The sequence below is a fragment of the Streptomyces sp. CB02959 genome, from assembly GCF_002803155.1.
GTDB lineage: Bacteria > Actinomycetota > Actinomycetes > Streptomycetales > Streptomycetaceae > Streptomyces.
The window spans coordinates 554,760-567,649 of the sequence record NZ_NNBP01000001.1 but is presented as its reverse complement, the minus strand read 5'-3'; the positions used below and the strand labels follow the sequence as shown (position 1 = coordinate 567,649).

Genomic DNA, 12,890 nt, shown 5'->3' with positions numbered 1-12,890 from the left:
GCCGTCGCGTTCCAAGTGAACGCGACGGCCCTGCGCCGTAGTCGACGCCCCTCAGTGCCCGGCCGGGGAGCCCGCCGTGGCCGGCGGCAGGTCGGCGGTGACGCCTTCGTCGCCGACGTCGGCGGTGTAGTCGGCGGGGGCGGTCTCGTCGGTGCCCTCGGGGGCCTTGAGGGCCTTGAGGACGAACGTCAGGACGACCGTCACCACGACGTTGAGGACGAAGGCGGTGAGACCGATGTAGCCGATCTGGCCGATGCCGGGGATCTCCGCGCTGGAGCCGCCGAAGTGCTTCTGGGTCGGGCTGGCCACCCCGTACGCGGCGAGGGTGCCGTAGACCATGCCGATCGCCCAGCCGGCCAGCAGTGCCCAGCGGTGGAACCAGCGGGTGAAGAGGCCGCCGACCAGCGCCGGCATGGTCTGCAGGATCCAGATGCCGCCCAGCAGCTGGAAGTTGATGGCGACGGTCTTGTCCATGGTGAGGACGAAGGCCAGTGCGCCGACCTTGACCAGGAGGGAGACCAGCTTGGCGACCTTGTGCTCCTGCTCGGGCGTGGCGTGGGGCTTCAGGAAGTCCTTGTAGACGTTCCGGGTGAAGAGGTTGGCGGCGGCGATCGACATGATCGCCGCGGGCACCAGCGCGCCGATGCCGATCGCGGCGAACGCCACCCCCGCGAACCAACTGGGGAACATGTCCTCGAAGAGCTGCGGGATCGCCAGCTGCGCATTGCCGTGGGTGTCCGTACCGGCCTTGATCGCCATGAAGCCGAGCAGCGCGAGGAGGCCCAGCATCAGGGAGTAGAGCGGCAGGATCGTGGTGTTGCGGCGGATGACGTTGCGGCTGCGCGAGGAGAGCGTCGCGGTGATCGAGTGCGGGTACATGAACAGCGCCAGCGCCGAGCCGAGCGCGAGCGTGGCGTACGCCCACTGCGCGTTGGGGCCGCTGGCCAGTTCACCGCGCGGTTTGCCGGTCGGCCCGTGCACGGCGAGCGCGTCCTTGGCCGAGTGGAAGATCTCGCCGAAGCCGCCCAGCTTGATCGGGATGTAGATGATCGCCACCACGATGACGAGGTAGATCAGTCCGTCCTTGACGAACGCGATCAGCGCGGGCGCGCGCAGGCCCGAGGAGTAGGTGTACGCGGCCAGCACGGCGAACGCGATCAGCAGCGGCAGGTCCTTGACGAACCAGTTGGCGTGCTCGCCGCCGCCGACGCCCAGCACGTCCAGGACGGCCTGGATGCCCACCAGTTGGAGCGCGATGTACGGCATCGTGGCGAGCAGGCCGGTGAGCGCCACCGCGAGCGACAGGCCCTTGGAGCCGAAGCGGCCGCGGACGAAGTCGGAGGTGGTGACGTAGCCGTGCCGGTGCGAGACCGACCACAGCCGGGGCAGGAAGGTGAAGATCAGCGGGTAGACCAGGATGGTGTACGGGACGGCGAAGAAGCCGGACGCGCCCGCCGTGTAGATCGCCGCCGGGACGGCCACGAACGTGTACGCGGTGTAGAGGTCGCCGCCGAGCAGGAACCATGTCACCCAGGTGCCGAAGCTGCGCCCGCCCAGGCCCCATTCGTCGAGGTTGGCGGACTGCTCGGCCTTGCGCCAGCGCGCGGCCAGGAAGCCCATGACCGTGACGGCGAGGAAGAAGAAGATGAAGACGGCGAGCGCCACGCCGTTGACGCCCTGGGAGGCGGCGGCGAGTGTCGTGACCGGGGTCGTCATCAGGCCGCACCGCCCTTGCGGGCGCGCTGCTCACGCTGGACCAGCTTGTAGGCCACCATCGTCAGTGCCGTCGAGATCAGCACCCACGCCATCTGGTACCAGTAGAAGAACGGGATCCCGATCAGCGTCGGCTCGATCCTGGCGTACGAACTCACCCACAGCATCGCGATGAACGGGGCGACCAGACAGAATCCGGCCACCACCCGGGTGGGTGTGACGACCGGTCTGCGTTCCGGTGGTGCGGCTTTCTCTGCCATGACCGTGGCTCCCGTCCTGGTGAACTCCTTTGTAACCGGCTGGAAATCTAAGCCAGGGTCGCGGCACGCGTCACTAGCTGTCCGCATATCGGTACGAGGCAGTTACCGAGGGGGAGTTGACCGAAGGCGGGCCGCGCCGGGGCTCGCGGGACGGTGCGGTGGCCGGGCGGCGGGCCGCCCGGAATCCGTACGGCCGGGCGGGCCCGGTCCGTCGGATGCGGACCTCGGTCCGCCGGGCGTGGCGTCCGGTCCGTCGGGAGTGGTGTTCAGTCCGTCGGGCGCTGGAGGCGGGCGACGAACTTGTAGCGGTCGCCGCGGTAGACCGAGCGGACCCACTCCACCGGCTGCCCCTGGGCGTCCAGCGAGTGCCGGGAGAGCATCAGCATCGGCAGGCCGACGTCGGTGCCCAGCAGACCGGCCTCGCGCGGGGTGGCCAGCGAGGTCTCGATGGTCTCCTCGGCCTCCGCCAGCCGGACGTCGTAGACCTCGGCCAGCGCGGTGTACAGGGAGGTGTACTTGACGAGGTTGCGGCGGAGCGCCGGGAACCGCTTGGCCGAAAGGTGGGTGGTCTCGATGGCCATCGGCTCCCCGCTGGCCAGCCGCAGCCGTTCGATGCGCAGCACCCGGCCGCCGGGGGTGATGTCCAGCAGCCCGGCCAGCCGGTCGTCGGCGGTGACGTAGCCGATGTCCAGCAGCTGGGAGGTCGGTTCCAGGCCCTGGGCCCGCATGTCCTCCGTGTAGGAGGTCAGTTGCAGTGCCTGGGAGACCTTGGGCTTGGCGACGAAGGTGCCCTTGCCCTGGATGCGCTCCAGGCGGCCCTCGACGACCAGTTCCTGGAGGGCCTGGCGGACCGTGGTGCGGGAGGTGTCGAACTCGGCGGCGAGGGTGCGCTCGGGCGGCACCGGGGTGCCCGGCGGCAGGGTCTCGGTGATCTCCAGCAAATGCCGCTTGAGCCGGTAGTACTTGGGGACCCGGGCGGTGCGTGTGGCGCTGCCGCCGCTCTCGGCGCTGCCCGCCTCGGTGTCCATGACCCGCCTCTCCGATGCCTGTCGTGCTGCCGTCACCGGCTCCTCCGTACGTAGCGGCTCACATCGTGGCACGGACGGGGTGCCCATGCGCCCACGCGGGTCCTGGCCCGCCAGATGTCGGTCCGGTAACGGACCTGACAGCGACTCTTATACACCCTTGACACCCCTAAAGGTCTAGGCCAAGCTGCGGGAACTGGTCTAAACCATTAAAGCCACACCCGTCCTTGAGTGGGGAGAGCGCGATGAAGCGTGGGCTCATAGCGGCGACCGCGGTCGCGGGAATGCTGGTGAGTGTCGCTGCCTGTGGGTCGAGCGGCAAAAGCAATGCGGGCGCCGACGGCTTCAAGGGCCAGAAGCTGACCGTATGGGTGATGTCCGGTTCCAATCCGGAACAATGGACCAAGCAGGTCTCCGATCAATTCAAGAAGAAGACCGGCGCCACGGTCGAATTCAAGGTCCAGCAGTGGAACGGCATTCAGCAGAAGCTGAGCACCGCCCTTTCGGAGGACACTCCGCCGGACGTCGTCGAGATCGGCAACACCCAGACCGCCGCCTACGCCAAGGCCGGTGCCCTGGTCGACCTCGGCGACCTGAAGAAGGAGATCGGCGCCGACTGGAACGACGCCTTCAACAAGGCCGCGATGGCGGACGGGAAGCAGTACGCCCTGCCGTGGTTCGCCGGCAACCGCGTGGTGATGTACAACAAGAAGATCTGGGCCCAGGCCGGGATCGCCAAGACCCCCACCACGCGCGCCGAGCTGTTCCACGACTTCGACACCATCAAGCGGAAGACCGACGCCGAGCCGCTCTACCTGCCCGGCCAGAACTGGTACTTCCTCGACGGCCTGACCATCGGCACCGGTGCCCAACTGGTGAAGAAGGAAGGCGGCAAATGGGTCTCCAATTTCGCTGACCCCAAGGTCGGCAAGGCGATGGACATCTACCAGCAGTACATGGCGTTCAGCACCGCCCCCAAGAACAAGGACGAGGCCACCCCGCAGCAGGCCGAAATCTTCGCCAAGGGGAAGACCGGTGCCCTCATCGCCATGGGCTACGAAGCCGCCACCGCCGTCAAGGCCAATCCGAAGATCAAGGACGACATCGGATTCTTCACCATTCCGGGGGAGACCGCCGCCAAGCCCGAGGGCGTCTTCCTCGGCGGCTCCAACTTCGCGGTCGCCGGAATGAGCAAGAACCAGGAACTCGCCAAGGAATTCCTGAAGGTCGCGCTCTCCAAGGACAACGACGCCCAGATGGTCCGGGAATCCGGCTGGACGCCCAAGTCCCCGGCCCTGGCCGGCGCCGCCAAGGACAACCCGGCCGCCGCGGCCGCCGCCCCGGCCGCCGAGAAGTCCGGCGGCACCACCCCGCTGATCCCCCAGTGGGCCGCGGTCGAGAACGTGCCGAACCCGATCAAGAACTACATGACCGCGGTCCTGAACGGTAAGGCCCCGGCCGACGCCGCCAAGGACATCGAGTCCGAGATCAACGCCCGGCTCGCCAAGGAGTAGCCGGCCACCGGACGCGTACGGCCCGGGCGGCCCTCCGGGGCCCCGCCCGTACGCCCGGGACAGTGACCGCGGCCGCCGCCACCGCGCCGGGCCGGCACCCCGCGGGGCCGGCGGCCGCCTCCACCGCACCACCCGGCGCATCCACGGGAACGAGGGGACCACACGCTCATGGCAGTGCAGCTCGACGCAGCGGCGGAGAGGACCGCGCCGCGGACCGGCAAGGGCGGCGCACCGCCCGCCCCGAGCGGCCCCGGCGGCCGGCGGGCCGCCCCCTACCTCCTGCTGCTCCCGGCCCTGCTCGCCACCGCGGTCTTCCTGGGCTGGCCCCTCGTCCGCAACCTGGTGCTCTCCTTCCAGAACCTCAACATGAAGGAGCTGATCCAGCACCTCACCGACTGGCGGGGCCTGGGCAACTACCAGGAGGTGCTGGGCAGCGAGCAGTTCTGGCGGGTCACCGCCCGCACCATCACCTTCACCGCCGCCAACGTCGTCCTGATCATGGTGCTGGGCACCCTGCTCGGACTGCTGCTGGCCCGGCTCGGCACCACGATGCGCCTGGTGCTGTCGATGGCGCTGGTGCTGGCCTGGGCGATGCCGTCGATCGCCGCCACCACCGTCTTCCAGTGGCTCTTCGACTCCCGCTACGGTGTCGTCAACTGGCTGCTGGACCACCTCGGTTGGCACGCCATGGCCCACTACGACTGGGTCGGCACCCAGCTCTCCACCTTCTTCGTCATCACCCTCCTGATCGTCTGGCAGTCGCTGCCCTTCGTGGCCCTCAACCTCTACGCGGCCACCACGACCATCCCCAAGGAGCTCTACGAGGCGGCCCGGATGGACGGCGCCGGCACCTGGAAGATCTTCACCTCCGTCACCTTCCCCTTCCTGCGCCCCTTCTTCATGGCCACGACGTTCCTCGAAGTCATCTGGGTCTTCAAGGCGTTCCCGCAGATCTTCGCGATCAACCAGGGCGGCCCCGACCGGCTCACCGAGACGCTGCCGATCTACGCCTTCACCGAGGGCGTCGGCAACCTCCACTTCGGCATGGGCGCCGCGATCTCCGTCCTGACCATCGTCGTGCTGCTCGCCCTCACCGCGTACTACCTGCGCCTGACGCTCAAGCAAGAGGAGGACGCGCTGTGAAGCGCTCACTCGCCGGCCGGATCTGGCCCAACGCGACCGCCGCCGTCCTCGCGCTGCTGTTCGTCTTCCCCGTGTACTGGATGTTCGCCACGGCCTTCAAGCCGACCCAGGACATCCTCAGCGAGGACCCGGTGTGGTTCCCGCTCCACGGCACCTTCGCCCACTTCGCGACGGCCGTGGACGCCCCGAACTTCTGGCGGCTGGCCGGCAACTCCGTCCTGGTCACCGTGGTCGCCGTCGGACTGTCGCTGGTGATCGGGCTGTGCGGCTCGTTCGCCATCGCCCGGATGCGGTTCAAGGGCCGCAAGGGCATCCTGCTGACCTTCATGGTCGCCCAGATGGCGCCCTGGGAGGTCATGGTGATCTCGATCTACATGATCGTCCGGGACGCCGACCTGCTCAACAGCCTGCTGCCGCTCACCTTCTTCTACATGCTGATGGTGCTCCCCTTCACCCTCCTGACGCTGCGCGGCTACGTCGCCGCGGTGCCCAAGGAGCTGGAGGAGTCCGCGATGGTCGACGGCTGCTCGCGCCGCCAGGCGTTCGTCAAGGTCGTCCTGCCGCTGCTGGCCCCCGGCCTGATGGCCACCTCCCTCTTCGGCTTCATCACGGCCTGGAACGAGTTCCCGCTCGTACTGGTGCTCAACAAGGAGCCCGGCGCCGGCACCCTGCCGCTGTGGCTCTCGCAGTTCCAGACCCAGTTCGGCGACGACTGGGGAGCCACCATGGCCGCCGCCTCCCTCTTCGCCGTCCCGATCCTGATCCTTTTCCTGTTCCTGCAACGCAAGGCGGTCGGCGGTCTCACCTCCGGCGCAGTGAAGGGATAGCCCATGGCCACCGTCATCCGCTCCGCCGACACCCTCACCCGGGACGCGCTCGCCGTCCTCCAACCCGGCTTCACTGGCACCACCGCCCCCGACTGGCTGCTGCACCGCCTCGACGAGGGCCTGGCGACCGTCGCCCTCTTCGGCCGCAACGTGCACAGCCCCGAACAACTCGCCGCACTCACCGCCCGGTTGCGCGGCATCCGCGAGGACCTGCTGGTCGCCATCGACGAGGAGGGCGGCGACGTCACCCGCCTCGAAGTGCGCGGCGGCTCCTCCTTCCCCGGCAACCTCGCGCTCGGCGCCGTCGACGACCCCGAACTGACCCACGCCGTCGCCCGCGAACTCGGCCGCCGACTGGCCGACTGCGGCATCAACTTCAACTGGGCCCCCTCCGCCGACGTCAACTCCAACCCCGCCAACCCCGTCATCGGGGTCCGCTCCTTCGGCGCCACCCCCGAGCTCGTCGCCCGGCACACCGCCGCCTACGTCCAGGGACTGCAGTCCGCCGGCGTCGCCGCCTGCACCAAGCACTTCCCCGGCCACGGCGACACCGCCACCGACTCCCACCACGACCTCCCCCGCATCACCGCCGACCTGACGACGCTTCAGGAACGCGAACTGGTGCCGTTCCGCGCCGCGGTGGCCGCCGGCACCCGCGCCGTGATGAGCGCCCACATCCTGCTGCCCGCCCTGGACGCCGAGCGCCCCGCCACACTCAGCCCCGCCGCCCTGCACGGCCTGCTGCGCGCCCCCGCCACCGAGGGCGGCCTCGGCTTCGACGGCCTGATCGTCACCGACGGCATCGAGATGCGGGCCATCGCCGCCACCTACGGCATCGAACGCGGCAGCGTACTGGCGCTCGCGGCCGGGGCCGACGCGATCTGCGTCGGCGGCGGACTGGCCGACGAGGACACCGTGCTGAGGCTCCGCGACGCCCTGGTGCGCGCCGTCCGCGAGGGCGACCTGCCGGAGGAGCGGCTGGCCGACGCCGCGGCACGGGTCCGCACCCTGGCGCACTGGACCCGGGACGCGGGCGCGGGGGAGGGGGCCGCGCCCGCCCCCGGGATCGGCCTGACCGCCGCCCGCCGCGCCCTCCGTCTGACCTCCGCCACCCCGTACGAGCCGCTGACCGGCCCCGCCTACGTGGCCGCCTTCACCCCCCTCGCCAACATCGCCGTCGGGGACGAAACCCCCTGGGGCGTCGCCGCCGAACTGTCCGGGCTCCTCCCCGGCACCGAGACCGCCGCCTACACCGCCGAGGACGCCGCCGCCGGGACCCGCGCCCTCGTCGACACCCTGCTCACCGCCGCCGGCGACCGCCCCGTCGTGGCCGTCGTCCGCGACCTCCACCGCCACCCGTGGATGGCCGACGCCCTGCACGCCCTGCTGACCGCCCGCCCCCGCACCGCCGTCGTCGAAATGGGCGTCCCCCAGGCACCGCCCCAGGGCGCCCCCCACCTCGCCACCCACGGCGCCGCCCGCGTCTGCAGCCAGGCAGCAGCGGAGGCCCTGACGGGGCGGAAGCCCTGAGGGGGCGGAAGCCCTGACGGGGCGCAGGCCCTGACGGGATATGAGCCCTGATGAACCACAAGCCCTGACGGGTACAAGCCCTGACAAGCGGACACCCGGGCGGGGCGCTGGCCCCGACGAGGTGCAGGCCCCGACGAGGAGACACCCAGGCGGACGTACCTCCCGTCCGGGCGCGCCCGCGCGGGGAGTTGTCCGGCCCCACATCACACGGAGGCCCCGTGCCGCCGGCGCGCCCAGGATCTGTGCCGACAACACACTGAGGGCCTGTGCCCGCGTCCGTCCCGTCAGGGGCCGGCACCGGCACGGGCCCTCGGGCCGTCCACGGGTTCCGTTACAGCGCCTGCCACTCCGGCTTGGCGGCGTAGGTCGCCCGGAAGTACTCGGCCAGCTTCAGCTTGGACGCCGCGGCCTCGTCGACGACCACCGTCGCATGCGGGTGCAGCTGGAGCGCCGAGGCCGGCACCAGCGCGGCGACCGGGCCCTCGACGGCCTGGGCCACCGCGTCCGCCTTGCCCTCGCCCGTGGCGAGCAGTACCAGGTGGCGCGCCTCCAGGATGGTGCCGATGCCCTGGGTGATGACGTGGTGCGGGACCTCGTCCAGGCTGTCGAAGAAGCGGGCGTTGTCCTCCCGGGTCTGCTGGGTCAGGGTCTTGATGCGGGTACGGGAAGCCAGCGACGAGCAGGGCTCGTTGAAGCCGATGTGCCCGTCGGTGCCGATCCCGAGCAGCTGGAGGTCCACCCCGCCGGCCTCGCGAAGCGCCGCGTCGTACGCCGCGCAGGCTGCCTGGACGTCCTCCGCCGTGCCGTCCGGTCCCATGAACGCGCTCTCGTCGAGCCCCAGCGGCTCCACCACCTCGCGCAGCACCACCGAGCGGTACGACTCGGGGTGCCCGGCCGGCAGGCCCACATACTCGTCGAGCTGGCAGATCCGCGCCCGCGAGGCGTCCACCTCGCCGGCCCGGACCTTCGCCGCCAGTGCCTCGTAGATGGGCAGCGGGGTCGAGCCGGTGGCCACACCGAGCAGCGCCTCGGGCTTGCGGCGTACCAGGGTGGCAATGGCCTCCGCGATGAGCTCGCCGCCTGCCGCTGCATCCGGGACGATGACAACTTCCACGCTTGGCCTGCCGTTCTGGAGAATGGGCTATGTGGTATAGACCAATCTAGCAGAGGAGGCCCGTCGCGACCCCGTGGCGGCGCTGAACGAAAGGGCACGTTTTCCTGACCGCTCCCCGTCGGCCCGGTGGCCGGACCGAGGGGATGGGCGAGGCGGAACGGCACGGCGGCGCGGCCGTCAGAGCAGGGCGCCGCCCGTGGCGTCTATCCACTGCCCCGTCACCCACCGGCTGTCCTCCGAGGCCAGGAATCCCACGATGTCGCTGATGTCGGTGGGGTCGGCCACCCGCCCCAGTGGGGAGAGCGCCCCGGTCGCGGCGCGCGCCGCGGAGTTCTCCTCGCCGCGCAGCCAGGCGGCGTTCATGTCCGTGTCGACCGCGCCGGGCGCCACCGCGTTGACCGTGATGCCGCGGGGGCCGAGCTCCTTCGCCAGTGAGCGGGTCAGGATGTCGACCGGCCCCTTGGACATCGCGTAGCCGATCAGCTCGGACCTGGTCGCGCCCTGCGTCAGCCGCGTGGAGACATTGACGATCCGTCCGCCGTCCCGCAGCCGGGACAGCCCCTCCTGGATCACGAGGAACGGCGCGGTGGCGTTGACCGCGAAGAGGCGCTCGACATCGCCGCGAGTCATCCCGCCGAAGGGACGCAGGGTGCCGTCCAGTGTCTTGTTGATCCCGGCGTTGTTCACCAGGATGTCCAGCCCGTCGGCGTGTGCGTCGAACGCGGTCCACAGCGCCTCGGCGTCGCCCGGCACCCCGAGCTCGGCGCGCAGGGTGAACGCCTCACCGCCCGCCGCCTCGATCGCCGCGGCCGTCTCCTTCGCCGCCGTCTCGTCGTTGGCGTAGTGCACACCGACCCGGGCGCCGTCCCGCCCCAGCCGCTCCGAGATCGCCCGGCCGATTCCCCGGCCGCCGCCCGTCACCAGTGCCGTCCTGCCGCTGAGTGCGCCCATCGTGACCCCTCCCCTTCTTCTGTGCGCCCGCACGTGTCGTCCGCGCGCACGCCTGGCCTCGGCGAGCTCTTTCTGTAGTGCTCGCTACACAAAAACCGTAGCACGCGTTTCTTACCGACCGCTATAGAATTCACTCCATGGTGGCGAAGGAGACCAAGCAGCGTGGCCGGCCACGGTCGTTCGACCGCGACACGGCCCTGGAGAAGGCGATCCGCTCCTTCTGGGAGCACGGCTACGAATCCACGTCCATCTCCGACCTCACCCGCGAGATGGGCATCAGCGCCCCCAGCCTCTACGCCGCCTTCGGCGACAAGCGGGCCCTGTTCGACGAGGCGATCGCCGTCTACGGGCAGCTGTACGGCGGCTTCATCTCCCGCGCGCTGGCGGAGGAACCGACCGCCCGCCGCGGCGTCGAACGGGCCCTTCGCGAAGCCGCGGCCGAATACACCGTCCCGGACCGCCCGCGGGGCTGCATGGTCATCAGCGCCGCACTGAACACCGCCCCCGCCTCCGCCGAGGTCGCCGCGTCCCTGCGGGAGCGGCGGCAGTCGAACGCCCGGGAGATCGAGCGCGCGATCCGGGCGGACGTCGCCACCGGCGAACTCCCCGCCGACACGGACGCCCGGGCGCTGGCCGAGTATGTGAGCGCGATCATCTCCGGGATGTCGCAGTCCGCGCGGGACGGAACGGACCGGGCGACGCTGGAGGCGGTCGCGGGACTCGCGATGAACGCCTGGCCGCACGAGGGGAAGCGGGTCTAGGGCCGATTCGCCCCTGATCCGCCGGACGGGCCCAGGCCCTGCCGACCGTGCATCGACCCCGGAAGCACCCGCGGGCCGCGGCGCCGGGACAGGACCCTCAACCTGTCCGGCACCGCAGCCCGGAGCTGACATCGGCCGGCCCCGTACTACGGGCGGGGCGTGCCCCCTGTGCGGTCGGGGACACGGTCCCGTCCCGGGACCGGTCGATCGGAGGTCCGGGCGCAGTCAGGGCAGAGAGCGCCGTGGACCTCGATCCGCCCTCCTGTGCGGGGAGGGCGGAAGTTCCAGCGGTCCGGGGTTTCCCCCGGTGTGCCGCACCGCACATTCTGGACTAGACCATTCTTTCCTGTCCATGGCCGTGCAGGCACAACACATACCGTACGCCGGTAGGCTCCCAGGTGTGCCCTCGATGAACGATCTCGTACGCCAGCACACCGCTCTGAGCGATTCCGACCTGGAGTGGCTGCACCTGCTGGTCTCGGAGTGGCAGCTGCTCTCCGACCTCTCCTTCGCCGACCTCGTCCTGTGGGTCCCCACGCTCGACGGCACCCGCTACGTGTCGGTCGCCCAGATGCGGCCCAACACCGGACCGACCTCCTATCAGGACGACATGGTCGGCCACCTCGTTCCCCGGGGGCGCCGCCCGATGCTGGACTCCGCCCTGGACGAGGGCCGCATCGTGCGCGAGGGCGACCCGGAGTGGCGCGAGGAGGTGCCGGTGCGGGTCGAGTCGATCCCGGTCCGCCGGGAGGGCCGGGTGCTCGGGGTGATCGCCCGGAACACCAACCTGCTCACCGTGCGGACCCCCAGCCGCCTGGAGCTGACCTATCTCCAGAGCGCCTCCGACCTGGCGCAGATGATCGCTGCCGGAACGTTTCCCTTCCCCGGCCAGCAGGTCGACATGGACGCCTCGCCGCGCGCCGGCGACGGACTGATCCGGCTCGACGCCGACGGCGTCGTCCAGTACGCCAGCCCCAACGCACTCTCCGCCTACCACCGGCTCGGCCTCGCCGCCGACCTGGTGGGCCACCACCTCGGCCAGGCCACCGCCGAACTGGCCCCGGCCCGCGGCCCGGTGGACGAGGCCCTGGTCAAACTGGCCAGCGGCTGGGCCCCGCGGGAATTCGAGGTCGAGGGCAACGACGGAGTGATCCAATTGCGGGCCATTCCCCTCAAACCCAAGGGAACGCATATCGGTTCGCTGGTCCTGTTGCGCGATGTGACCGAACTGCGCCGCCGCGAGCGGGAACTGATCACAAAAGATGCCACCATCCGGGAAATTCACCACCGGGTGAAGAACAATCTGCAGACCGTAGCCGCCCTGCTCCGGCTGCAGTCCCGCCGGATGGATTCCGAGCAGGGCCGCGAGGCGCTCAACGAGGCCGTTCGCAGGGTCGGTTCGATCGCGATCGTGCACGAGACGCTGTCCCAGACCCTCGACGAGCGGGTGGAATTCGACGAGATCGCCGACCGGGTGCTGGCCATGGTCGCGGAGATCGCCCCGGGCAAGGTGACCGCCCGCCGCACCGGACGCTTCGGCGTCCTGGACGCCGAGGTGGCCACCCCTCTGTCGATGGTGCTGACCGAGGTCCTCCAGAACGCCCTGGAACACGCCTTCGACCAGGAGCAGCACGGCACCGTCGAGGCCGCCGCGGTCCGCGGCGGCAGCCGCACCGAGCCCCGGCTCCTGGTCACCGTCCAGGACAACGGCCGCGGACTGCCCGAGGGATTCGATCCGCACCGCACCGGAAACCTGGGGCTGCAGATCGTACGAACCCTGGTGGAAGGGGAGTTGGGCGGAACATTCGACATGGTCCGCCGGCCGGAGGGCGGCACCCAGGTGCTCCTCGACATCCCCGTGCGCGCCGAGAAGCAGCACTGAGGAAGCGAAGCCGCGGGCGGGCGGCGGCGGGCGCGCCGCCCCTTTCGGCCCAGGACAGCAACAAGCCCCGGACCGTTGTCGGTCCGGGGCTCAAAGCTATAGCGATGCGATAACGACCGGGTCTCAGCTCCGGGCGGGCATCGAAGGTACTGCGCGCTGCGGCTCGGGGG

11 protein-coding genes are annotated in these 12,890 nt (G+C 70.5%); 6 read left to right on the top strand and 5 right to left on the bottom strand.

Annotation, left to right across the window (positions count from 1 at the left end):
* Positions 1 to 51: 51 nt before the first annotated feature.
* The 3 genes from mctP to CG747_RS02330 all read right to left on the bottom strand — a co-directional run bounded on the left by mctP (position 52) and on the right by CG747_RS02330 (position 3,001).
* Complete coding sequence (mctP, locus tag CG747_RS02340; protein ID WP_100599867.1) at positions 52 to 1,716, bottom strand: monocarboxylate uptake permease MctP; 1,665 nt, start codon at positions 1,714 to 1,716, stop codon at positions 52 to 54.
* Positions 1,716 to 1,973 (bottom strand): DUF3311 domain-containing protein, encoded by a 258-nt coding sequence (locus CG747_RS02335; protein WP_100599866.1) that lies wholly within the window; start codon positions 1,971 to 1,973, stop codon positions 1,716 to 1,718. The genes mctP and CG747_RS02335 overlap by 1 nt, the downstream gene beginning before the upstream one ends.
* A gap of 266 nt (positions 1,974 to 2,239) precedes the next feature.
* Complete coding sequence (locus tag CG747_RS02330; RefSeq protein ID WP_100599865.1) at positions 2,240 to 3,001, bottom strand: GntR family transcriptional regulator; 762 nt, start codon at positions 2,999 to 3,001, stop codon at positions 2,240 to 2,242.
* A 242-nt stretch (positions 3,002 to 3,243) separates the two neighbouring features.
* Between CG747_RS02330 and CG747_RS02325 the strand changes: the two genes are divergently transcribed.
* The 4 genes from CG747_RS02325 (at position 3,244) to CG747_RS02310 (ending at position 8,012) form a co-directional block, all read left to right on the top strand.
* Entirely contained in the window at positions 3,244 to 4,512 is a 1,269-nt protein-coding gene (locus tag CG747_RS02325; RefSeq protein ID WP_180985348.1) for an extracellular solute-binding protein, read from the top strand.
* Positions 4,513 to 4,680: 168 nt separating this feature from the next.
* On the top strand, positions 4,681 to 5,655 hold the full coding sequence (locus CG747_RS02320; RefSeq protein ID WP_100599863.1) for a carbohydrate ABC transporter permease: 975 nt from the start codon (positions 4,681 to 4,683) through the stop codon (positions 5,653 to 5,655).
* The gene (locus CG747_RS02315) at positions 5,652 to 6,482 is read left to right on the top strand and encodes a carbohydrate ABC transporter permease (RefSeq protein ID WP_100599862.1); all 831 of its coding nucleotides are present in this window, start codon (positions 5,652 to 5,654) and stop codon (positions 6,480 to 6,482) included. The genes CG747_RS02320 and CG747_RS02315 overlap by 4 nt, the downstream gene beginning before the upstream one ends.
* 3 nt (positions 6,483 to 6,485) lie before the next feature.
* Positions 6,486 to 8,012, top strand: a complete 1,527-nt coding sequence (locus tag CG747_RS02310) for a glycoside hydrolase family 3 protein (RefSeq protein ID WP_100599861.1) — start codon at positions 6,486 to 6,488, stop codon at positions 8,010 to 8,012.
* 331 nt (positions 8,013 to 8,343) lie between these two features.
* Here CG747_RS02310 and nagB read toward each other — a convergent pair whose 3' ends face one another.
* Positions 8,344 to 9,126, bottom strand: coding sequence for a glucosamine-6-phosphate deaminase (gene nagB, locus CG747_RS02305; protein WP_100599860.1), 783 nt, complete (start codon positions 9,124 to 9,126; stop codon positions 8,344 to 8,346).
* Positions 9,127 to 9,303: 177 nt separating this feature from the next.
* Positions 9,304 to 10,077 carry an SDR family oxidoreductase gene (locus CG747_RS02300; protein ID WP_100599859.1) on the bottom strand — a complete coding sequence of 258 codons (774 nt, stop codon included), beginning with the start codon at positions 10,075 to 10,077 and terminating at the stop codon, positions 9,304 to 9,306.
* A 137-nt stretch (positions 10,078 to 10,214) separates the two neighbouring features.
* On the opposite strand from CG747_RS02300, the gene CG747_RS02295 reads away from it, so the two are divergent.
* The gene (locus tag CG747_RS02295; RefSeq protein ID WP_100599858.1) at positions 10,215 to 10,838 is read left to right on the top strand and encodes a TetR/AcrR family transcriptional regulator; all 624 of its coding nucleotides are present in this window, start codon (positions 10,215 to 10,217) and stop codon (positions 10,836 to 10,838) included.
* Positions 10,839 to 11,247: 409 nt separating this feature from the next.
* On the top strand, positions 11,248 to 12,720 hold the full coding sequence (locus CG747_RS02290) for a sensor histidine kinase (RefSeq protein ID WP_100599857.1): 1,473 nt from the start codon (positions 11,248 to 11,250) through the stop codon (positions 12,718 to 12,720).
* The last annotated feature ends 170 nt before the right edge of the window (positions 12,721 to 12,890 follow it).